Origin of the sequence: Paraburkholderia antibiotica (assembly GCF_012927125.1) — a bacterium.
In the GTDB taxonomy this organism is placed as follows: Bacteria; Pseudomonadota; Gammaproteobacteria; order Burkholderiales; family Burkholderiaceae; genus Paraburkholderia; species Paraburkholderia antibiotica.
This window is the reverse complement of the sequence record NZ_JABBFZ010000017.1, coordinates 45230-65998: the sequence shown is the minus strand read 5'-3', so window position 1 is coordinate 65998 and position 20769 is coordinate 45230. Positions and strand designations below refer to the sequence as shown.

General features: G+C 64.6%; 24 protein-coding genes and 1 tRNA gene. 13 read left to right on the top strand and 12 right to left on the bottom strand.

Going from position 1 to position 20769, the window contains the following annotated elements:
• Positions 1 to 220 precede the first annotated feature (220 nt).
• The 4 genes from HHL14_RS24300 to HHL14_RS32885 all read left to right on the top strand — a co-directional run bounded on the left by HHL14_RS24300 (position 221) and on the right by HHL14_RS32885 (position 5641).
• Positions 221 to 763, top strand: coding sequence for a fimbrial protein (locus HHL14_RS24300; RefSeq protein ID WP_169500131.1), 543 nt, complete (start codon positions 221 to 223; stop codon positions 761 to 763).
• 83 nt (positions 764 to 846) lie between these two features.
• Entirely contained in the window at positions 847 to 1596 is a 750-nt protein-coding gene (locus HHL14_RS24295; RefSeq protein ID WP_169500130.1) for a fimbria/pilus periplasmic chaperone, read from the top strand.
• Positions 1597 to 1754: 158 nt separating this feature from the next.
• A complete protein-coding gene (locus HHL14_RS24290; RefSeq protein WP_169500129.1) occupies positions 1755 to 4439 on the top strand; it encodes a fimbria/pilus outer membrane usher protein in 2685 nt (894 codons plus the stop codon).
• An 8-nt stretch (positions 4440 to 4447) separates the two neighbouring features.
• Complete coding sequence (locus tag HHL14_RS32885; RefSeq protein WP_329601724.1) at positions 4448 to 5641, top strand: fimbrial protein; 1194 nt, start codon at positions 4448 to 4450, stop codon at positions 5639 to 5641.
• Between the two features lie 45 nt (positions 5642 to 5686).
• On the opposite strand, the gene HHL14_RS24280 is transcribed toward HHL14_RS32885, so the two are convergent.
• Both HHL14_RS24280 and HHL14_RS24275 read right to left on the bottom strand, forming a co-directional pair.
• Positions 5687 to 5929: a DUF6566 family protein gene (locus tag HHL14_RS24280; protein ID WP_169500128.1), complete on the bottom strand. Its 243-nt coding sequence runs from the start codon at positions 5927 to 5929 to the stop codon at positions 5687 to 5689.
• A gap of 164 nt (positions 5930 to 6093) precedes the next feature.
• Complete coding sequence (locus HHL14_RS24275) at positions 6094 to 6288, bottom strand: hypothetical protein (protein WP_169500127.1); 195 nt, start codon at positions 6286 to 6288, stop codon at positions 6094 to 6096.
• Between the two features lie 310 nt (positions 6289 to 6598).
• Between HHL14_RS24275 and HHL14_RS24270 the strand changes: the two genes are divergently transcribed.
• A complete protein-coding gene (locus HHL14_RS24270) occupies positions 6599 to 6859 on the top strand; it encodes a hypothetical protein (protein ID WP_169500126.1) in 261 nt (86 codons plus the stop codon).
• A gap of 45 nt (positions 6860 to 6904) precedes the next feature.
• Here the strand turns inward: HHL14_RS24270 and HHL14_RS24265 are convergent, their stop codons facing one another.
• The 4 genes from HHL14_RS24265 to ssuD form a co-directional block, all read right to left on the bottom strand.
• Positions 6905 to 7120 (bottom strand): TOBE domain-containing protein, encoded by a 216-nt coding sequence (locus tag HHL14_RS24265; RefSeq protein ID WP_169500125.1) that lies wholly within the window; start codon positions 7118 to 7120, stop codon positions 6905 to 6907.
• Between the two features lie 86 nt (positions 7121 to 7206).
• Positions 7207 to 8244, bottom strand: coding sequence for an ATP-binding cassette domain-containing protein (locus HHL14_RS24260; protein WP_169500124.1), 1038 nt, complete (start codon positions 8242 to 8244; stop codon positions 7207 to 7209).
• A complete protein-coding gene (gene ssuC, locus HHL14_RS24255; protein WP_169500123.1) occupies positions 8241 to 9089 on the bottom strand; it encodes an aliphatic sulfonate ABC transporter permease SsuC in 849 nt (282 codons plus the stop codon). Before ssuC ends, HHL14_RS24260 begins: the two co-directional genes overlap by 4 nt.
• Before the next feature lie 72 nt (positions 9090 to 9161).
• Complete coding sequence (ssuD, locus tag HHL14_RS24250; protein ID WP_169500122.1) at positions 9162 to 10322, bottom strand: FMNH2-dependent alkanesulfonate monooxygenase; 1161 nt, start codon at positions 10320 to 10322, stop codon at positions 9162 to 9164.
• A 564-nt stretch (positions 10323 to 10886) separates the two neighbouring features.
• Here ssuD and HHL14_RS24245 point away from each other — a divergent pair.
• Positions 10887 to 11312: a hypothetical protein gene (locus tag HHL14_RS24245; protein WP_169500121.1), complete on the top strand. Its 426-nt coding sequence runs from the start codon at positions 10887 to 10889 to the stop codon at positions 11310 to 11312.
• Between the two features lie 82 nt (positions 11313 to 11394).
• Here the strand turns inward: HHL14_RS24245 and HHL14_RS24240 are convergent, their stop codons facing one another.
• Positions 11395 to 12531, bottom strand: a complete 1137-nt coding sequence (locus HHL14_RS24240; RefSeq protein WP_169500120.1) for an enoyl-CoA hydratase/isomerase family protein — start codon at positions 12529 to 12531, stop codon at positions 11395 to 11397.
• A gap of 46 nt (positions 12532 to 12577) precedes the next feature.
• Positions 12578 to 13630 carry a TetR/AcrR family transcriptional regulator gene (locus HHL14_RS24235; RefSeq protein ID WP_169500119.1) on the bottom strand — a complete coding sequence of 351 codons (1053 nt, stop codon included), beginning with the start codon at positions 13628 to 13630 and terminating at the stop codon, positions 12578 to 12580.
• Between the two features lie 141 nt (positions 13631 to 13771).
• On the opposite strand from HHL14_RS24235, the gene HHL14_RS24230 reads away from it, so the two are divergent.
• Positions 13772 to 14737 (top strand): NAD-dependent epimerase/dehydratase family protein, encoded by a 966-nt coding sequence (locus tag HHL14_RS24230; protein WP_169500118.1) that lies wholly within the window; start codon positions 13772 to 13774, stop codon positions 14735 to 14737.
• A gap of 161 nt (positions 14738 to 14898) precedes the next feature.
• Here HHL14_RS24230 and HHL14_RS24225 read toward each other — a convergent pair whose 3' ends face one another.
• Both HHL14_RS24225 and HHL14_RS24220 read right to left on the bottom strand, forming a co-directional pair.
• Complete coding sequence (locus tag HHL14_RS24225) at positions 14899 to 15183, bottom strand: DUF1488 family protein (RefSeq protein ID WP_169500117.1); 285 nt, start codon at positions 15181 to 15183, stop codon at positions 14899 to 14901.
• A gap of 143 nt (positions 15184 to 15326) precedes the next feature.
• Positions 15327 to 15632: a hypothetical protein gene (locus tag HHL14_RS24220; protein ID WP_169500116.1), complete on the bottom strand. Its 306-nt coding sequence runs from the start codon at positions 15630 to 15632 to the stop codon at positions 15327 to 15329.
• Positions 15633 to 15994: 362 nt separating this feature from the next.
• Here HHL14_RS24220 and HHL14_RS24215 point away from each other — a divergent pair, with 362 nt between their 5' ends.
• On the top strand, positions 15995 to 16186 hold the full coding sequence (locus HHL14_RS24215; RefSeq protein WP_169500222.1) for a hypothetical protein: 192 nt from the start codon (positions 15995 to 15997) through the stop codon (positions 16184 to 16186).
• Between the two features lie 92 nt (positions 16187 to 16278).
• Entirely contained in the window at positions 16279 to 16656 is a 378-nt protein-coding gene (locus tag HHL14_RS24210) for a hypothetical protein (RefSeq protein ID WP_169500221.1), read from the top strand.
• 49 nt (positions 16657 to 16705) lie between these two features.
• Here HHL14_RS24210 and HHL14_RS24205 read toward each other — a convergent pair whose 3' ends face one another.
• The gene (locus tag HHL14_RS24205) at positions 16706 to 17038 is read right to left on the bottom strand and encodes a DMT family transporter (RefSeq protein ID WP_407945302.1); all 333 of its coding nucleotides are present in this window, start codon (positions 17036 to 17038) and stop codon (positions 16706 to 16708) included.
• 10 nt (positions 17039 to 17048) lie between these two features.
• Entirely contained in the window at positions 17049 to 17546 is a 498-nt protein-coding gene (locus HHL14_RS24200) for a heme-degrading domain-containing protein (RefSeq protein ID WP_169500114.1), read from the bottom strand.
• Between the two features lie 219 nt (positions 17547 to 17765).
• Between HHL14_RS24200 and HHL14_RS24195 the strand changes: the two genes are divergently transcribed.
• The 4 genes from HHL14_RS24195 (at position 17766) to HHL14_RS24180 (ending at position 20759) form a co-directional block, all read left to right on the top strand.
• A tRNA-Met gene (locus HHL14_RS24195) sits at positions 17766 to 17842 on the top strand.
• A gap of 675 nt (positions 17843 to 18517) precedes the next feature.
• A complete protein-coding gene (locus HHL14_RS24190; RefSeq protein WP_074284429.1) occupies positions 18518 to 19063 on the top strand; it encodes an NUDIX hydrolase in 546 nt (181 codons plus the stop codon).
• A gap of 9 nt (positions 19064 to 19072) precedes the next feature.
• Positions 19073 to 19810 (top strand): leucyl/phenylalanyl-tRNA--protein transferase, encoded by a 738-nt coding sequence (gene aat, locus HHL14_RS24185; RefSeq protein WP_169500113.1) that lies wholly within the window; start codon positions 19073 to 19075, stop codon positions 19808 to 19810.
• Positions 19811 to 19913: 103 nt separating this feature from the next.
• A complete protein-coding gene (locus tag HHL14_RS24180) occupies positions 19914 to 20759 on the top strand; it encodes an arginyltransferase (protein ID WP_169500112.1) in 846 nt (281 codons plus the stop codon).
• The last annotated feature ends 10 nt before the right edge of the window (positions 20760 to 20769 follow it).

The following is a 20769-nucleotide window of genomic DNA, read 5'->3' as shown; positions in this document are numbered from 1 at the left end:
GTCACTCCAAATTCAGACCGGTTCGATAAACAGCATCGCCGGTTTTCCGTATCTTCGGTCTGGCTCGTCTGGTCAATGCTCTGCAGCACTGCGCCATCGCAGCCCCCCACGTCCACCGCTGCGCAGTGAGTCTGTTCTCGACCGGGATGGACCTACCGCCGGAACATGAACGTGGTCACTTATTAAGTAATCCTTCCTTTCTATTTCTGGAGTATCTAATATGAAGCAATCTCTTCGCGCGATCGCTGCCTTCGGTGTGCTCGGCCTGGCGTCGCTCGGCGCCCACGCAGCGGACGGCACGATCACCTTCAACGGCATGGTGACGGCGCAGACCTGCACGATCAACGGCAACGGTTCGGGTAGCAACGACTTCACTGTGACCCTGCCGACCGTCTCGGCCTCGACGCTGGCCGCAGCCGGCGACACCGCCGGTCGCACGCCGTTCAACATCGCACTGACCAACTGCACGCCGGCTAGCGGCAACGTGCACACCTTCTTCGAACAGGGCCCGACGATCGACGCGACCACCGGCGACCTGATCCTGGCCAACGGTGGCGCCACCAACGTCCAGCTGCACCTGCAGAACAGCGACCTGAGCGACATCGCGCTCAACGGCGACGATGGCACGCAGAACTCGCTGTCGGTCGCGATCAGCTCGGCCGGAGCGGCCACGCTGCCCTACTACGTCGAGTACAAGGCAACCGGTGCAGCAACCCCGGGCGCGGCAGACTCGAGCGTGATGTACACGATGTCGTACCAGTAAGCCGTTGTGGCGGGGCGGACAACAGTCTGTCCGTCCTGCTTTTCCCGGTTTCTGTTTTTTGTCTTTTTTGGTGAACCCTGACCATGAACTCCAGATCCTTCCTCGGACACGTGTTATACGCCGGCGCGATGATGCTGGCCTCTGTGATGATGCACCCGGCCCACGCCTCGGTCGTTATTGCGGGCACCCGCGTGATCTACAACCAGAAGGACCCGGAAGTCACGGTGAGGCTTTCCAACGAGGGCGGCTCGCCCGCGCTCGTCCAGGCATGGATCGACAAGGGCAACGCACGCGCGGCCCCCTCCACGATCGACGTGCCCTTCACGGTCACGCCGCCGGTCTCACGCATCGATCCGGGCAAGGGGCAGACGCTGCGCATCATCCGCACGGGTGAGGTGCCGGCGAACGATCATGAATCCGTGTACTGGCTCAACGTGCTGGAGATTCCGCCCAAGGTAGCCGGCGCGGCAGCCGACGCCAACAAGCTGCAGCTCGCGTTCCGCTCGCGCATCAAGCTCTTTTACCGCCCCGCTGGCCTCAGTGGTCGCGTCGAAGACGCACCCGCGAAGGTCACGTGGCAACTCACGAGCGTGAACGGAAAACCTGCCCTGCAGGCACACAACCCGGGTGCCTATAACGTCTCGTTCTCCGGCGTGGATGTCGTCGATGGCGCGAACACCGCCACTTTTGACGACGGCGGCATGGTGCGGCCAGGCCAGAGCGAAACGTTCCCGCTCAAGGGCACGTTGTCGAACGCAAGTGGGGCTCGCGTGCACTACCACGCGATCAACGACTACGGCGGCACCGTGGAAGGCGAAGCCCCGCTGCAGTAATCCTCCTGCTCGACGGCATCCACGCCGTATCCGCAATCCGGCGTCGCCCTGAAGCAGGCGCGCGACGTCCCTGAAATTCCATTGCCCCTGACTTCCCCTGACAAACCGTGCCGGCCTGACCGGCAGGGGGAAGCCTGTGCGTCAACGTGCCGACTGTCATGAAAAGGATTCACCTGTCTCACTGTTCCCGGCTGCGCCCGCTGCACGCGCTCACGCTGCTCAGTTTTGCCTCGGCAGCGCTGGCTGCTGCCCCGCAGGGCGAGCAGGTGGCAGAAGTGCAATTCAACGACGGATTCCTGCAGCAGTTTGGCGGCACCCATATCGACGTCAGCCGCTTTGACAAGGGTAATGTGGCCACGCCGGGCAGCTACGTGGCCGACCTGTATGTCAACCAGATATGGCTGGGACGCACCGAAGTGACGCTGAGGAAGACGGCATCGGGCAGCGTCGAGCCGTGTTTCGACAAGGATCTGCTCGAGCGCATCGGGGTTGACCTCACGAAACTCTCCCCCGAGGCCACCGCGCAGCTCGCGAACAAGGGTGAGTGCACAACGCTGCCCCAACTCATCAACGACGCAAGCGCCTCGTTCGACAACGGCGAGCTGCGCCTTGATATCAGCGTGCCGCAGGCCGCGATGAACCGCCAGGCGCGCGGCTACGTGGACCCGAAGTACTGGGATGATGGCGTGACCTCCGCCATGCTGCAGTACAACGCCAACGCCTGGCGCAGCCAGAACGGCGGCGCCTCGGTGACCCAGGGCTACCTGGGCCTGACGGCCGGCGTGAATGTCGGGCCATGGCGCTTCCGGCATTCGGGCAACCTGTCCAGCAGCTCGCAGACTGGCACGCAGTCGGGTACCCACTACCAGGCGATCGAGACGAGCCTGCAGCGCGCGATTGCGCCGCTAAAGAGCGCGCTCACCATTGGCGACGCCTTCACCGATGGCACCATGTTCGACAGCGTGGGCTTTCGGGGCGTGCAGCTCGCGAGCGACATCCGCATGTATCCGGATTCGCAGCGCGGCTACGCGCCGATCATCCGCGGCACGGCACGCACCAACGCGCGGGTGCAGGTACAGCAGAACGGCAATGTGCTCTACGAGACAAACGTGGCGCCCGGACCGTTCGAGATCAATGACCTGTATGCCACCGGCTACGGCGGCAACCTGCAGGTCGTGGTGACTGAGGCCGATGGTTCCCAGACGATCTCCGTGGTGCCGTATGCGGCGGCGCCCAACGCGCTGCGCCCGGGCGTCACGCACTACAGCGTGACGGCCGGTGAGTACCGCAGCGCGCTGCTCAACGAGAAACCGCTGCTGTTCCAGGCGACTGTCCAGCACGGCTTCACCAACCTGATCACGGGCTACGGCGGCGTGACCGTTGCCGACGGCTACCTCGCCGCCGTGGCGGGGGCGGCGCTCAATACCCGCTTCGGCGCATTCGGGATGGACATCACGCAGTCCGATACCCGCCTGCCGCAGCAAGTCTCGCGCAGGGGGCAAAGCCTGCGGCTCAGCTACAGCAAGTTTTTTGCGCCGACCGACACCAACATTTCGGTGGCGGCGTACCGGTATTCCAGCAGCGGCTTCCTGAGCCTGGAAAACGCCATCGCCATGCGCGCCACGGGCAACCTGAGCCCGGACACGTTCGGCAACGGCACCCCGCGCAACAGCGCGCAGGTGACCCTGAACCAGCGGCTGCCGCAGGGCTGGGGCACGTTCTACCTGAGCGGCACGGCCCAGAACTACTGGAGCCAGCGGGGCACCGATGTGCAGTTCCAGGCAGGCTACAACAATGTTTTCAAACGCGTCAGCTACGGCATCTCGCTGTCGCGCCAGCTCGAAGTGGTCAACCACAAGTGGGACAACCGAGTGATGCTCACGGCCTCAGTCCCGCTGGGCATCGGAGCCCATACGCCGTTCAGCTCCACCAGCGTGCAGCACGACTCCAACGGGCTCACCAGTGTGCAGCAAACGGTGTCGGGGACGCTCGGCGAGAACAACGCGTTCAGCTACTCGGTCAACGGCGGCTACAGCGGTGGCGGCACCTCGCGCAACACGACCAGCGCCGGCGGCAGCGTGTCGTACCGCTCGCTGGTGTCTACGCTCGCGGCCAATGCATCGACGGCCAGTGGCTACAGCCAGTACGGGGCTGGCGCCTCGGGCACGGTGGTGGCCTACGGCGGTGGCATCGTGATGTCGCCCGCCACGGGCGACACGATGGCCATCGTGGAAGCGAAGGATGCCGCGGGCGCCCAGCTCGCCAACCAGGCAGGGTTGCGCGTGGACCACTGGGGGCATGCGCTGGTGCCGGGCCTTACGCCGTTTTCGAGGAACGAGATCGGGATCGACCCGAAGGGGCTGCCGGTGAGTGTGGAGTTGAAGTCCACCTCGCAACACGTGGCGCCTACCGCGGGCGCGATCGTGCGCGCCACATTCGAGACCGACAACCCGGGTGCCTCGGCGATCATCCGCACCACGCGAACGGATGGCCAGCCCATGCCGTTCGGCGCGGACGTGTTCGATGCCGCCGGACAGAACATGGGCACGGTGGCGCAAGGCGGACGCATCATCGTGCGCGGCCTGAAGAGTCAGAAGGGTGAGCTTAGCGTGCGCTGGGCCGATGGCATCCACCGGCAGGAGTGCCGCCTGTCGTACTCGCTGCCCGACACCGTCAGCAAGACGTCCACTACGTGGACCACGGTGGACTCCGTTTGCCAGGTTGGCCAGGTCGGCACGGTGCCAGTCGCCGGCGACCAGAAGATGCCCTCCTCCGGCACGGCGCAGCAGGCCGACAATTCTCCTCGGCCGTTACCGGACGACCGTCAAACAGAGGTGAAGTAATGAGGACTGTGAAGAATCTCGGTGAGGATAGCCGACGCGGCAATTCACCGCTGGTGAAGCGAATGTCGGGCTGGATGGCGATGCCTGCGAGCCCCGTTGCAGGAGCACCGGGGTGCGGGAGCACGCTGCAGCCGGGCTTGCCGTGGGGATCGCTGTCTCTGAAGTATCTATTCCTGCGCTTCGCGCTTCCGTTACTGGTTTGCCTGTTCTGTATGAATCAGGGTGCGTTTGCGCAGACCGGGTGCAGACTTGCAAGCACACAGAACGGCGACGTCAACCTTACGCTACCTGCCACGCTGGTGGTCCCCCGGGATGCCGCAGTCGGGTCGGTGCTGCTAAATGTAGGAGCTACAGCATCCACCTCAACCGCCAATATCAGCTGTCCCGCGAGCGTAGTGAATTACTTGGTTGAAGGCATGTACACGGCACAGACGACGACATCAATCGCGAACGTCTACGCCACCAATGTGCCAGGCATTGGAATCAAGGTCATTGGTTACAACAATCCATCCGGTGCACTGCTGGCGTCTCCCTCAGTGTACGCATATTCCACGGTTACTGCGCCGATCATCGTCCCGTGGGAAACGTGGGGATACCAGCTCATCAAAACCGGGTTGGTGACGGCAGGGACACTCAGCTTTTCCGGACCAATCGCGACCAGTTGGCTCTCGGCCTCCGCTACCAGCGTGGTGGCCACCAGCGTGACCTCCCCTCAGCTTAACTCTCTCTATATCAACGGGAGCATGAACATCGTGACCCCGTCCTGCACGACACCCGACGTTAATGTCGTCATGTCGAGCATTAAGCAGAGTGAGCTCAAGGGCGTGGGCACGTCTGCCGGCACGACCTCATTCAACATCGCACTGAACAGCTGTCCGGCGGGAATGAACAGCATCCAGTACGAGATCGATCCCGCTACGACAGTCGTATCGAGTACAGATGCGGTCATCGCGCTGGATGGTTCATCCACCGCGACCGGGATCGGCCTGCAATTGCTCGATAACGACGGCAACCCACTGACAGCGGCAAAGGGATTTCAAAGCGCCGCAACGCTTGGCTCAGCCCCTGGTAGCAGCACCTACAACTCCAGCACGGGCGGTGACTACACGATTCCGCTCAAGGTGCGGTATTACCAGACTGGCACGCCTGTCGGTCCAGGTACAGCCAATAGTGAAATGACTTTCACCATGACGTATCAGTGATTGGAGCGGCGCGCCATCTGCCACTACGGCGCCACCACGGCGCCGCTACCGCGCCAACCCCGCATCGATCGCCTCACGCGCCGCGCGAAATCCCGCCTCGGCCGCCGCATGCTCGGTGGGCCACAAGGTGTCGATATGCACCAGTTGCCAGTCGACCACCGTCTCATCGCCGCGCAGCACCCGGAAGTGCGCCTTGACGCCGGTTAGCACCTGCTCGACGGCGACCTCGATGTCGTAGTCGCCGTAGCGCTCCTGATAATCGCCCATATCGAGGCCCCTCGGTTCCATGCTCGCCTCCGTGGTGTCGGAAATTGGCATCGGGCGGCCGCAGCCGTCCCTGCAAGCGTCGCGATTGCTCGCCACTCTCGCGCCTGCAACGCGCCGCTTCGTCTTCCGAATCACGCCGCAGTATCGATCATCGGTCAGCCATCGACGCGCCGCCGGTCGCCCGATCAATCGCAATCGCCGGACAGATACTGCCGCCCGCTGCAATTGATCTCCACGCCGCTGCCGGCCTCGGCCACGAGGCCGCTCGCCAGCAACTCCGCCACGACGGACGGCGCGACTTCGGGCGTCGTCTGGCCGACGCCGACTTCGTTCAGACGCCGTAGCGCTTCGACCGCTTCGGGACTCAGGGACTTCGACATGGCCGTCTCCATCGGAATGTTCAATTCATCCTAGCAAGTTTCATCCGCCGATGCTGGCGGGCACAGGCGATGCGCGATGACACGGAGCGCGGACGCTGGAAATTGGCGTTCTGGAACCGGCTTGAAAACGCGCGCAGCGCGACAGTCCGGCGCGCGCGTAAAGGTGGATCCAGGTGGAAATAGAACGGCACGAAGGCCACACCGTCGGCGCGGAACACGACATGCTACTCACGCAGTGTCGATACAGCCGCGTGGCTAGCCATCACCTGCGCTCGAAACGCAAAGGCGCGCGGCATCGAAGGAGAACGACATGAAGCAATGCAAAGGCTCGACGCTAACCGCCGCCGGGATCGCGCTCGCGGCGGCGCTCGCGTGCAGCGCGACAGCTTTCGCGCAGACGCCCCCGAGCACGCCGCCGGACAGCCATGCGCCGATGGCCAAACCGCCCGAGACCGCCTCGGGCGCGGGCAGCTCCAGCAACCCGGACAACATGCCGATCAAGCGTCCTGCGAGGCCGACCAACGATCGCATGTCGCACGCACCGCCCGCGAGCGGCGCGAACGCGAAATAGCCGCGCGCGGCCTTCGCGTCAAAGCCGATCCTTAACGCAGCACGGTCAAAGTCGCGCGATCGATACCTCGGTCGACTTCACGAGCGCGACCACTTCCGAGCCGACTTTCAGTTCGAGCTCGTCGACCGAACGCGTCGTGATCACCGACGTGACGACGCCGAACGGCGTCTCCACATCGACCTCGGACACCACCGAGCCGCGGATGATTTCCCTGATCTTGCCTTTGAACTGATTGCGCACGTTGATGGCGGAAATGCTCATTTGAAATAGCTCCACAAAAGCAGTTGAAAACGAAAACCCAATAAAAACCACCCAACAAACCGGTTAAATCGCGCCGCTTCGCCCACTCACACGGCCCAGCGCACCTCGGTCGGCCGCGCGAGACGTCCCGCGTCGGACACCCCGTATGGGTCATACGGCTGATACACGCGATGCGACCGCGCATCGTCATTCGGTGCATTTTTCAGCACGCGTTGCAGCACGTGCTCCTCAAGCGCGGCGAAGCCCGCCGACGCCCGTGCGCGCGGACGCGCAAGCGCGACCGGCTGATCGAGCGCGATGCGCCCCTCCTCGATCAGCAGAATCCGGTCACCAAGCGCAACCGCTTCGTGCACGTCGTGCGTGACAAGCAGCGCGGTGAAGCGATGTTCGCGCCACAGCCGCTCGATCAGCGCGTGCATTTCGATTCGCGTCAATGCATCGAGCGCGCCGAGCGGTTCGTCGAGCAGCAGCAGTTGCGGACGATGCACGAGCGCTCGCGCGAGCGCGACGCGCTGGCGCTGGCCGCCGGATAGCTGCGCGGGCCAGTCGTTCGCGCGTTCGAGCAGACCGACCTCGGCCAGCACCGCGCGCGCATCGTCGCGCGCGCCGCGGCCGAGACCGAGCATCACGTTCTGCAGCACGCTCTTCCACGGCAGCAGACGCGCGTCCTGAAACATGATGCGGGTATCGAGCGGACCACCGTCGTCCACGTGCTTGTCGAGCACACCGGCACTGGCCGTCTCGAGCCCAGCGATGAGCCGCAGCAACGTCGACTTGCCGCAACCGCTACGGCCGACGATCGCCACGAAGCTACCGCGCTCGATCGACAGATCGAAACCGGACAGCACTTCACGCTCGCCGTAGCGTTTGCCGACGCCGCGCAGTTGCACCGCGTAGTCGTTCGTGTAATCGTTCGCCTGGTGTGTGTCGCCGCGCGTATCATGGCGGCCGAGCGCCACGGCGGGCTGTAGTCCTCGCGCGGCGCCGTGCCCGGGCACACTCTCCCGCTCGACTTCCCTCACCTCGCTCGCGTCGTGGTCCGCCACGCGCGGTTGCGCGAGCTCGGCCTCGAGGTCGCTGCCCGCGATCCCGCCGAACGTCGCCGCCAGGGTCGTTGCGCTCATGCTTTTTCTCCTCGCTGATAAGCCGGATGCCAGCGCAACGACACGCGCTCGAGACTTTTCGCGAGCATGTCGGCAAGTTTGCCGAGCGCCGCGTACAGCAGAATGCCGACCACCACCACATCGGTTTGCAGGAATTCGCGCGCGTTCATCGTCATATAGCCGATGCCCGATTGCGCGGAAATAGTCTCGGCAACGATCAGCGTGACCCACATCAGTCCGAACGCGAAGCGCACGCCGACCAGAATCGACGGCAGCGCGCCCGGCAGGATCACGTGCCGGTACAGCGCGAAACCCTTCAGACCATAGCTGCGCGCCATCTCGATCAGATTCGCGTCGACCGAGCGGATGCCGTGGAAGGTGTTCACGTAGATCGGGAAGAACACCCCCAACGCGACGAGAAAGACCTTCGCTTCCTCTTCGATGCCGAACCACAGGATCACTAACGGAATCATCGCGAGCGCGGGGATGTTGCGGATCATCTGCACGCTCGAATCGAGCACGATTTCGGCGGGCTTGAAGAGCCCGGTCGCGAGTCCGAGCACGAGGCCGATGCCGCCACCGATCGCGAAACCCGACACCGCGCGCCAGGTGCTGACCCGCACGTCCGCCCACATTTGGCCCGACTGGATCAGCGCCCATGCGGCCTTCACGACCGCGAGCGGCTCGGGCAGCACGCGCGTCGACAACGCGCCGCTACGCGCGGCGACTTCCCACGCGAGCAGGATCGCGAGCGGCGCGAGCCACGGCAGCAGATGCGCGCCGAAACGACGCAGCGCATCGGTACGCGCGCCGCGCACGGCCAGCGCGTGCGGCTGCGCGCCCGCGCGCAAAGTGGTTTGACTCATGATGCGGTTCTCCTTGCCTGTCGAACGTCGTGCGATGCTGGTGTCACCGCACGACGCACGCGCCGCGCGTGCTCAGCTCGCGCTCGCCGCCTTCGGCAGATAGTTGTTACCGACGATCTCGCCGAACGGTCCCGACAACGGCCCATTCGCGACCTTGGTAAGACGCTCGGGCAGCAACGGGAACACGAGTTCGGCGAATCGGTAGGATTCCTCCAGATGCGGATAGCCGGACAGAATGAACGTATCGACGCCGAGCGCCGCGTACTCTTTCATCAGCGCGGCCACCTGCCCGGGATTGCCGACCAGCGCGGTGCCCGCGCCGCCGCGCACGAGGCCGACGCCTGCCCACAGGTTCGGATAGACCTCGAGCTGTTCGCGCCCGCCGCGTTTGCCACCGTGCAGCGCGGCCATGCGGCGTTGCCCCTCCGAATCCATCTTCGCGAACGACGCCTGGGCCCGCGCGATCGTGTCGTCGTCGAGCTTGCTGATCAGCTTGTCGGCGGCGGCCCATGCTTCTTCCTCGGTCTCGCGCACGATCACGTGCAGGCGGATCCCGAAGCGGATCTGCCGGCCGCGCGCCGCGGCGCGCGCGCGAATGTCGGCGACCTTCTTCGCGACGGCTTCGGGCGGCTCGCCCCAGGTCAGATAGGTGTCGATGTGCTCGGCCGCGATGTCGTGCGCGGCCGCCGACGAACCGCCGAACCACAGCGGCGGATGCGGCTTCTGCACCGGCGGATACAGCGCCTTGCCGCCCTTCGATTGCAGATGCTTGCCGTCGAAATCGATCGCGTCGTTGGTGTGCGACGCGGTGAGCAGCTGGCGCCAGATGTGCAGGAATTCGTCGGTGATTTCGTAGCGCGTGTCGTGATCGACGAACACGCCGTCGCCGGCCAGCTCGGCCGCATCGCCGCCCGTCACGACGTTGATCAGCAGACGGCCGTTCGACAGCCGGTCGAAGGTCGCCGCCATGCGCGCGGCCAGCCCCGGCGACGACAGCCCCGGACGCAGCGCGACCAGGAACTTCAGGCGCTGGGTCGCGGCGATCAGGCTCGATGCGACGACCCACGCGTCCTCGCACGAACGCCCGGTCGGCAGCAACACGCCTTCGTAGCCGAGCGTATCGGCGGCGACGGCGATCTGGCGGAAGTAGTCGTAATCGGCTGCGCGTGCGCCTTGGGACGTACCGAGATAGCGGCTGTCGCCGTGAGTCGGAATGAACCAGAACACATTCATGTTATTTGCTCCTGCCTGTTCTAAACGGAATGGAAACGATGCGCGCGAGCGCCGGCCGCACGCGTCGAACCGGCATCCGGCAACGCGTTGCGACGCAATCAGGGAAACGGAAAAAGGTCGACGGCGTTATGCCGCCCGCAATGGCTCGCGGCTAACGGCTATGCGCCGGACCGACGACAGCACGGCTCACCGCACGCGCCGGCACTGCGGCAACAGGAATTCGGCATCAGGCTCGACATCGCGGCGGCATTCCTCGACCAACGTGCGCGTGACGCGCTCGATTAACGGATGACGGCGGCAGTCGCTGCCGTCTGCATGAGGAAACAGTCTATGGAGCGGTCCCTGGCTTTTGAACGATTTTTTTGAGCTTAGGATTTCCGCTTTCGTGATTAGCCCGGCGCTCGGGCATACGGATGTTGCGCGGAATGTTGCACTCCGGGTGTTGCACTTTATGCACGCGGTGACGGGCAACACCACCCCTGTCGATATAATGGCGCACGTTTCCAATCATCCGGTACGGGTTTTGCGAAGAATTGCGCCACCTGTACTTTGCGGGTGCAATGCATGCAAAAAATTATTCTGCCGTTTGTCGCCGGTTTTCTGGCTTCCCTGTTCTTTCGCGAATCGACGCTGGCGCTGATGCACGCGGCCGGCACCATCGATCCCAGCGGTTTTTCCACCGCCCCCTTCCTGCCGCTCGGATTGCCTGAGTTCATCGCCAACGCGATCTGGAGCGCGTGCTGGGCCGTGCTGATGGCATGGCTGCTGCGCGTCGCGCCGCACCGTCGCGCGCCATGGGTGCAGGCCTTCGTGTTCGGCGGCATCGTGCTGACGGCGGCGAGCGTGTTCGTCGTCGATCCGCTACGCGGTATCTGGCCGAGCGGCAACATGCTGCCGCGCCTCGCGGTCGGCTTCGCGGCAAACGCAATGTGGGGCTGGGGCGCGCTCGTGTTCATGCGCGCCTTCATGGCGAGCGAAGAGGAAGAGTAAGCGCGAGGCACGTGGCGAGCTGCTTCAATCAGCCGGCTTCAGTCAACCGCTTCGATCAAGCCCCTCACGCGCCCCAACCCCATCACCCGCGCAGATCGCGCAACGGATGCTCGTTCGCGGCCCACGGGCTGTCGAACATCTTCGCGACATCGGCGGCGCTCACGTCTTCGATGCGCGCGACACGCCAGCGCGGCGCGTTGTCTTTATCGATGATGCGCGCGCGAATCCCCTCCACCGTGTCGCCGAGCAGAAAGCTCGAACGCGTCAGATCGAGGTCGGTGCGCAGCACGTCGGCCATCGACGCATCGGCGCGCGTCACCACCTCCAGCGAGACCGCCATCGACAGCGGCGAGCGTTCGCGCAACACCGCGATCGTCTGCGCGGCCCACTCGGCCGCCTCGCCGCCGCGCTCGCGCTCCTGCTCGAGCGACGCGAGAATCCGCGCGACATCGGGCAACGCGAAATGCCGGTCGATCCATGGACGCATCTTCGCAAGCGCCGACTCCTCCGGCTGCGGCGTCACCCGATACGCGGCCGCCTCGCGCTCGATGCACTCGACCACATCCGCGCCGCGCTCGAACGACGCGCCACGTAGCGTATCGAGCAGCGCGGGCAACGCGTCTTCGTCGAGATAGGTGTCGGCGAGACCTGCGTAGAGCGCATCGGCCGCGCCGAACGTCTCGCCGGTCACCGCCAGATAGCGGCCGATCGCACCCGGCGTGCGCGCCAGAAACCAGCTCGCGCCGACGTCGGGAAAGAGACCGATACGGGTTTCGGGCATCGCCAGCTTCGTCGTCTGGGTGACCACGCGCAGGCCGCCGGTGCGATGCGCGCCCTGCGAAATGCCCATCCCGCCGCCCATCACGATGCCGTTCATCAGCGCGATGTAGGGCTTCGGATAGGTGAAAATCGCGTGATTGAGGCGGTATTCCTCGGTGAAAAACGTATCGCGCGCCTGCTGGTCGCCGCGTTGCGCGGCTTCGTACATGAAGCGGATGTCGCCGCCCGCGCACAACGCGCGCGCATGCTGGCTGCGCACCACGACCGCCAGCACCTCGGGATCTTCGCGCCATTGATCGAGCGCCGCGTGCATCGCGCGGATCATGCCGGTCGACAGCGCGTTCAGCGCCTTGGGTCTTTCCAGTTCGATGAAGCCGATGCGCTGGATGACGTGGGTCGCGATTTCGTCGCTGACGGCAGGCGAGGCAGACGTGGACATGGAGAGCTGGGCGCGGCGGCGCAAGGTGGAGTGGAACTGAACGTTATCACGCGCTTGCGGCTTTGCGCCGGGTGGGCCGCTTGGGGTGGGGGTCGGCGGGTTCGTCGGTGGACTTTGCAACGGGTTGAGCGGAGGGTTCGTTTGATGCGCTCGCGGCGGATTTCCGCGCGCGCGGCGCCGCTTTACCGGATGGGCGGGGTGGAATTGCCGCGCCCGTCAGCTGCGCGGGTTCGGTCGGCTGCGCTGGCTGTACTGACTGCAGCACGCCGAGCCACGCATCGAGCGTCACGCCGACGATCGTATCGAGCGGCGCGCCCGGAAATATCGGGCACGTGAGGTTCAACGCGACGATGCCGTGCAGGCTTGCCCACAACGCCTCGGCCCATATCGCCGGCTCCAGCGCGGCAATCGATGCCGACAGACGCCCCGCCGCCCGCAACTCGTCGAGCGCGTCGATCATCAGGCGGAGTGCGGCGGCGCCGGGGTCGTCGCCGGTTTCAGCGGCTGGCTTGTCTGCCGTGCCGGTCGGGTCGTCGGGTGAGGTTTGAGCGGGAATGCCGGTCGGTGCTCCGGCTTCGATTGAGGCTTCGATTACGGCTTCGGTCCCCGCTGCAGCCTCGGTTTGGGCCTGCACGCCCGCGCCGCCAGCATCGCTGCCGCCCGCGCCGCGCCCAGCTTCCGCGGCCGCCGCACCCTGCCCCCGCCCATCGGCCGCCGCGCCGGCCGGCCGTCCCAGCGCCGCGCCGGTATAGCTCGGATCCTCCATGAAGATCAGCCGATAGGTCTGCGGATGCTCGACGCCAAACGCGACATACGCGCGGCCGAACGCCTGCAGCCGCTCGGCCGGATCCGCGATTTGCGCAAGCGGCACCAACCTCTCGAGCAACTGCGCGAAACCCTCTTCGCACAAGGCCCGCGCGATCTCGTCGCGGCTCTCGAAATGCAGATACAGCGTGGCCGGCGAATATTCGATCGCGTCGGCAATCTTGCGCATCGACAGCGCGGCGAAGCCTTCGCGCATCACGATGCGCCGCGCGGCATCGAGGATGCGTTCGCGCAGTGCCTGTTTCTGGCGGTTTTTTCGTTCAGCGATTCCCATGTGCGCAATTTTCAGATTGACAAACTGAAAAGTCAAATTAAACTGAACAGCGTTTATTGAACACTGTTCAGTAAATATTCATCTATCATTCGAAACCACTCACATGCGGCAGAAAGTTCGGGCCGCCAGCACGGAGCCGTCATGCAGGCGATGGGAAAAGTCGGTTTATTCGGGGCCGCGGGCGCGGCCGGGCAAAGCATTGCGGCGGCGCTGAGCGCGGCGGGCCGCGACTATCGGGTGGTCGGCCGCTCGCGCGAAGCGCTGCAACGCGCGTTCGGCCACGACCCGCACGCGGAGATCGTCACCTGGAATCCCGACGACCCAGCGTCGATCCGCGCCGCCGCGGCCGGGCTGCAAACCGTGGTCTACCTCGTCGGTGTGCCCTACGACCAGTTCGCCCAGCATCCGCCGCTGATGGAAAAGACGCTGGCCGGCGTGACGTCGGCGGGTGTCGAGCGTCTGATTCTGATCGGCACCGTGTATCCGTATGGCCGCGCGCGCGGCAACCCGATCCGCGAGGATCATCCGCGTGAGCCGCATACGTTCAAGGGTCGCATGCGGCTCGAACAGGAAAAGCTCGTGCTCGCGGCGCACGGCCAGCGGGGTCTCGACACGCTGGTGCTGCGGCTGCCCGACTTTTATGGGCTCGGCATCGAGCGCAGCCTGCTGAACGGGGTCTTCGTCGGCGCGGCGAGCGGCAAGCGCGCGCAGGTGATCGGCCCCATCGACGTGCCGCACGAATTCATTTTTCTGCCGGACGTGGGTCCGGTGGTCGAAAAGCTCACGCGAACGCCGCAGGCCTATGGACGCTGGTGGCATCTGGCAGGCGTCGGCACGATCACGCAGCGCGAAGTCGCGCGACAGGCCTACGCGCTCGCGGGCCGCGAGCCGAAGCTGATGGTGGCGGGCAAAGGCATGCTGCGCATGCTCGGCCTGTTCAATCCATTGATGCGCGAGCTTGTTGAGATGAACTATCTGATGACGGAGCCCGTCGTGCTCGACGATTCCGCGCTAACCGCGCTGCTCGGGCCGATCGAGAAAACCTCGTATCAGGAAGGGATCAGGCAATCTTTTGAGGCGGCGCGTAACGGGCATGTAGCGCAATAGATCGGGCGGCACGTTAGACGGTGCGATGGCAACGTGGGGCGTATAGAACGAACCGAACGACGGGAAGGCGCTGGAAATGCGGTATCGGAGGAAGCGTTGAACCACCGAGGGAACGTCAGGCCACTCGAGCTGGTGATTGATGATGGTCGGCGCGCGGCGCCCTAGCCGCCCACCTGCCCCGGCGGAAAATGGCCGCTCTTCAGAAGTACCGGCGTGCCGTTGCTGATCTGCAGATGCTCGCGCGCGACGGCTTCGATACGTGGACGGCCCACATCGAACGCGCGCAGCCAGCCTTCGAGGTCTTCGCTGTAGGCGCCGAAATGATCTTCGAGCGCTTCGACCGAGATCGCGCACGGCACGGGCTCGCCGTCCACCAGCGCGGAAAAGACCACGGTCAGATTCGAGTCGCGGTAAGCAGGCGCGTTTGGGGGGAAACGGATTTCCATATTCGCCTCGTCAAAAGATTGCAGCGGACAGGCGATGCCGGCGCAATACGCCACCAGCCGCCGACCCCGCGCGGGTTTCGCTATGGTACTCGCGCCGCCGCGGCGGGGTCCAGCCGATGCCGGTCGGTGCCGTCATCGCGCGCTCACTGTCCATCCAGCAACCGGTCGACGTAATCGCGCGCCGCCTGCTCGACAAAGGCAAGCGCCTCTTCTTCGCTGCCGAAACGCTGCCGGTCGCCGAGTTCCAGCAAGGTTTCCATCCGGTGCGGATCGTCGGGGCCGAGTTCGGCGAGACTGACCGAGCCGACGTAGGTGCTGTCGGCATCGGCTTTATTGCCTGAGCCGCCGGACGCGGCGTGCGATGTACTCGACGTGCTGCCGACCGGCACGAGACGCGCGGTGGCGCTGATGTAATACCCGCGATAAGGGCCGCTGACGCGTTCAGCCATGTTCGTCCTCCTCTTTCCGGTTGTTTGACGCGTGCGTTGACTGCCGCGCGACGCGCTGCGCCGGTCACGAACGGTGCGGGTTGCCATCCGTTCAGGCAATCCCGCAGCACCCAGTGCCGATACAAGCGCGCAACGCAACCCGCGCTCGCAGGCTCCTGCATACGCTTACGCACGCCGCGGCAAAATCCGCATCATCAGATAAGGCGCGCCGCGACACGATAAGTTCTGCACGACACGCGAACGGCGCCCGACAACACCGCACAACTTATGCGGACCACACCAGTCGAACAGCCACGACCAGCATGCAACCTGCTATCGCCGGATACCGTTCACGACGCCTTTTGGAGCCCAGCGAGCGCAATATGGGAAAATATTTTCTGCAGAACCACGAACTGCCTGAACCGGAAGCGGCGAACCTGTGGTTTGCCTACGCCGAAAATCACGGCATCGACATCCCGAAAGCGATCAGCATCTGGGAAGACGCGGCCACCGAAGAGGGCGCCGAAGCCCGACGGCTCGTTAACGCCGCGGGCATCACGATCGAAGCGCCCTGACCTGCTGCTTTGGCTTGCCTCCCAACGTACGTCGACGCCCACCGGGCTCCGCCCGGCAGGCCGACTTTATCTGAATGAAAGGACACTTCACGATGCATTTCCCGACGCAAGCGCGGCGCGCCGACCGACTTTCCCGCCTTCGATCCAGCGCTGCGTTTGCCGCCGTGCGTCGCGCGTCGATGTCGGCCGCGCTGCTGCTCGCCGCGGGGCTCGGCGGCTGTGCGTCGTCGAACACGACCACGCTGATCAATCTGCCGAACGGCCAGAGCGGCTTCGCGGTCAACTGCAGCGGCGCCGACGCCGGCTCGAGCTGGGCGTCGTGCTATGTGCAGGCCGGCAAGGCCTGCGGCGCGACCGGCTACGACATCGTGTCGAAAGATAACGACGAAGGCGGCACCGCCGGCGGCAGCGTCACGAACGTCGTGTCGGCGAACGTGAAAAACCGCTCGATGATCGTGCGCTGCAAATAAACGACGCGATCGCCTTACGCGCGGCCAACACCGCGCCGCGCGCAAGCGTTCAATGCGCCTGCATCTTCGAGAACAGATTCAGCACCGCGACGCCGGCGACGATCAGCCCGAGCCCGATGATCGCCGGCAGGTCCGGCACCTGCCGGTACAGCACCAGCGCGACGAGCGTGATCAGCACGATGCCCGCGCCCGACCAGATCGCATAGACGATGCCGACCGGGATGCTCTTGAGCGTCAGCGACAGGCAGTAAAACGCGATGCCGTAGCCGGCCACCACGACCGCGGACGGCAGCAGCCGCGAGAACCCATCCGACGCCCGCATCGCGGAGGTCGCAATCACTTCGGCGACGATCGCAATCGCGAGTAGCGCATACGGAGGCACGCGCATCGCGTCAGGCCTTCGCAAGCGCGAGCTTGCCGTAGTCGTGGCCGAGATGCGCGCACAACGCTTCGACGACCAGTTCGTGATCGGCGCGCTGCGGCAGACCGGACACGGTGATCGAGCCGATCACGCCGGCGCCCTCCACCGTCAGCGGAAACGCGCCGCCGTGCGATGCGTATTCGGTAGCCGGCAAACCGTGCTTGTCGGCGAGCGTCGAGCCGGCGAGCTGCACTTTCAGACCGATCGCGTACGAGCTACGACGAAAATGCGCGACCGTGTTGCCCTTGCGGCGCGCCCAGTCGACGTTGTCCGGCGTCGCGCCATCGAGCAGGCTGAAAAACAGCGGCTGGCCGAACGTGCGCACGTCGATCGCGGCGGGGATGCCGCGCGCTTTCGCGATTTCGTGCAGATAGGCACCGACTTGCCACGCGCGGTCGGCGTCAAAGCGGGGAAACACGAGGGTCTTTTCCTGAACGGCAATTACCTGCAGGTCGTGAGCGATATCCATGGGGTTCGAAGCGAGATCGGAGAGAGGACGCGCTCGCCGTCGAAGAGCCAGGCAAGCCGCGTGGAGAAGCTGAATTCTAGCGCAGCGTTCGATGCCGGCTTTCGCACCGCTTTCCGGTCATTTCCCGTGCGGCCGCGCTCCGCGACGCTCAATGAAGCCAATCCTTACATAGGTGTTGCGTCGGCTGCAGGATTGTTCTATAATCTTTTCTTCGACGGACGCGGGGTGGAGCAGTCTGGCAGCTCGTCGGGCTCATAACCCGAAGGTCGTAGGTTCAAATCCTACCCCCGCAACCAAGAAATCACTGAAGGGTTACAACGCATTGGCGTGTAACCCTTTTTTGTTTTGGTCGGCCGTTTTTCGCGGGTATTTCAGGTGTCTGGTGCCGGGTTTCCGACGAGGTATCCAGCAAATAAGTAGCAATAAACCGGCGCGCTGATCCGGCAGCTTTCGGCCTCAAGCACGCACCAGGAAAAAATAAAAGCAGCAGCCCCCTAGTCCAGCCACACCACGACGACGCAATACAAAACCAGCATCACGGACAACGACACCAGCGCGAAAAAAGAATCCATAAGTCGACAATCCAGCAACGAAACCGCCCGGCCTCGGGCAAAAAAAAAGCGCGTCAGCTAAATGACGCGCCTAAGACTACGAGGCAATGTACAAGAGAGAAAAGATGATCGCAGCGGATGCGGGGGGCTTCCATTGCAACCATCAGGATCGATGCTATCAGCGGATTCGAAAATCGACTGTCAACCAATGTCAGACGGGCCGACACGCCCCATTGCCGACGAATCGACTACAAATTGGCTGCTAATTAACCGTTGCCCGGCGCGGCATCGAGCGATGGAAACCGCCACGCCATCCAGAGTCCACGAGCCGGCCGCTCGCACTGCCCGAGCCTCTGCGATCGCCTCAGAAATGCCTCGCCCCGGTGATAAACTCCTATCACCCTTTCTCGTCCCCTCTCTATGAAATTCTGTTCTGTCTGCGGCCACGGCGTCAGTCTGAGCATTCCGCCGGGCGACAATCGCGAGCGCTTCGTATGCGGCAGTTGCGGCACGGTGCACTATCAGAATCCGCGCAACGTGGTCGGCACCGTTCCCGTGTGGGACGACAAGGTGCTGCTGTGCCGGCGCGCGATCGAGCCGCGCTACGGCTACTGGACACTGCCCGCCGGCTTCATGGAGATGGGAGAGACGACCGCCGAGGCCGCCTCGCGCGAAACGCTCGAGGAAGCCGGCGCGCGCGTCGAAGTACAGAATCTGTTTTCGCTGCTGAACGTGCCGCACGTGCATCAGGTGCATCTGTTCTACATGGCGCGGCTGCTCGACCTCGACATTGCCGCCGGCGAGGAAAGCCTCGAAGTGAAGCTCTTCGAGGAACACGAGATTCCGTGGGACGAGATCGCGTTTCCGACCGTCGGCCAGACGCTGCGCTTCTTTTTCGCCGACCGCGCGGCCGGCAGCTTCGGCCTGCATACCGGCGATATCTTCCGCTCGCTGCGCGAAGGTTGAGCGGCACGCATGGTCCCCTGGCTCGGCGCTGACGATCCGTTTCCGCCCGTCGAACGCGCGCTCGGCGCGACGAGCGGCGCACCCGGCCTGCTCGCGGCGAGCGGCGACCTGCTGCCGTCGCGCCTCATCGACGCTTATCGGCGCGGCATCTTCCCGTGGTATTCGGACGGCCAGCCGGTGTTGTGGTGGAGCCCCGATCCGCGCATGATCCTGCGCCCCGCCGAATTCAAACTGTCGCCATCGCTGCGCAAGACGCTCAAACACGTGTTGCGCGACGACGCATGGGAAATCCGCGTCGATCACGATTTCGCCGGCGTGATGCGCGCGTGCGCGCAGGCGCCGCGCCGAGGCCAGCGCGGCACGTGGATCACCGCCGACGTGGTCGAGGCGTATTCGTCGCTGCATCGACTCGGCGACGCGCACAGCATCGAAACGTGGTTCGAAGGCAAACGCGTGGGCGGTCTGTATGGCGTGTCGCTTGGCCGGATGTTCTTCGGCGAATCGATGTACACCGAGGTCACCGACGGCTCGAAAATGGCGCTGGCCGCGCTGGTCGGCCACTTGCGACGTCACGAAATAGAAATGATAGACTGCCAGCAGAACACGTCGCATCTGGCGTCGCTGGGCGGACGCGAGATAGCGCGCAAGGCGTTCGTCGCGCATGTTCGCGCGTCTGTCGGCGCACCGGCCATTCCGTGGCACTTCGACAAGACCGCCCTGCTCGAGCTCGTCGCGCGAGCGGCATAGGAAGAATCAGGCCGAATCCGGCGCCGCCGCGCATCGAATCGCGGCACCTCAGCCGCCAGGGCGCCGGGTTTGCATTACCAGAGACGCTTCGAGAGCTGCCAACGTGACTCACCCCAACGAGCTGCCTCTTTCTCCGCTTTCCGCGCTGCAATTTTATGCAACGGCGCCCTATCCCTGCAGCTATCTGGACGGCCGCATCGCGCGCTCGCAAGTCGCCACGCCCAGTCACCTGATCAATTCCGACGTCTACACGGATCTCGTCAAGGCGGGCTTCCGGCGCTCGGGCGTGTTCACGTATCGCCCGTATTGCGACGGCTGCCGCGCGTGCGTGCCGGTGCGCGTGCCGGTCGAACGTTTTCAGCCGAATCGCACGCAACGGCGCGTGTGGAAAAAGCACGGCGAGCTGATCGCGACCGTCGCGCCGCTGCACTACGACGAAGAGCATTACACGCTGTATATGCGCTACCAGTCCGCGCGTCACGCGGGCGGCGGAATGGATCGCGACAGCCGCGACCAGTACGAGCAGTTCCTGCTGCAAAGCCGGATCAATTCGCGGCTCGTCGAATTCCGCGAGCCCGCATTAGAAAGCCCCTATATACACTCCGACGCGCACCCCGACGCGCCGGGCGCGCTGCGCATGATCAGCATGATCGACATCCTCGGCGACGGACTGTCGTCGGTGTACACGTTCTTCGAGCCGGACCTGCCGCATGCGAGCTTCGGCACCTACAACATCTACTGGCAGATCGAGCAGGCGCGCAGCCTGAACCTGCCGTACGTGTATCTCGGCTACTGGATTCGCGAGAGTCCGAAGATGGCGTACAAGGCGAATTTCCGGCCGCTGGAAGGACTGATCGACGGCGCCTGGCGCGTGCTCGATCCGTCCAGCATCGATCTGCCGCCGGTCGACTTCGCGATGCATGGCCGGCGCGGGCCGCCCAAGCCGTAGCGGCCATCAC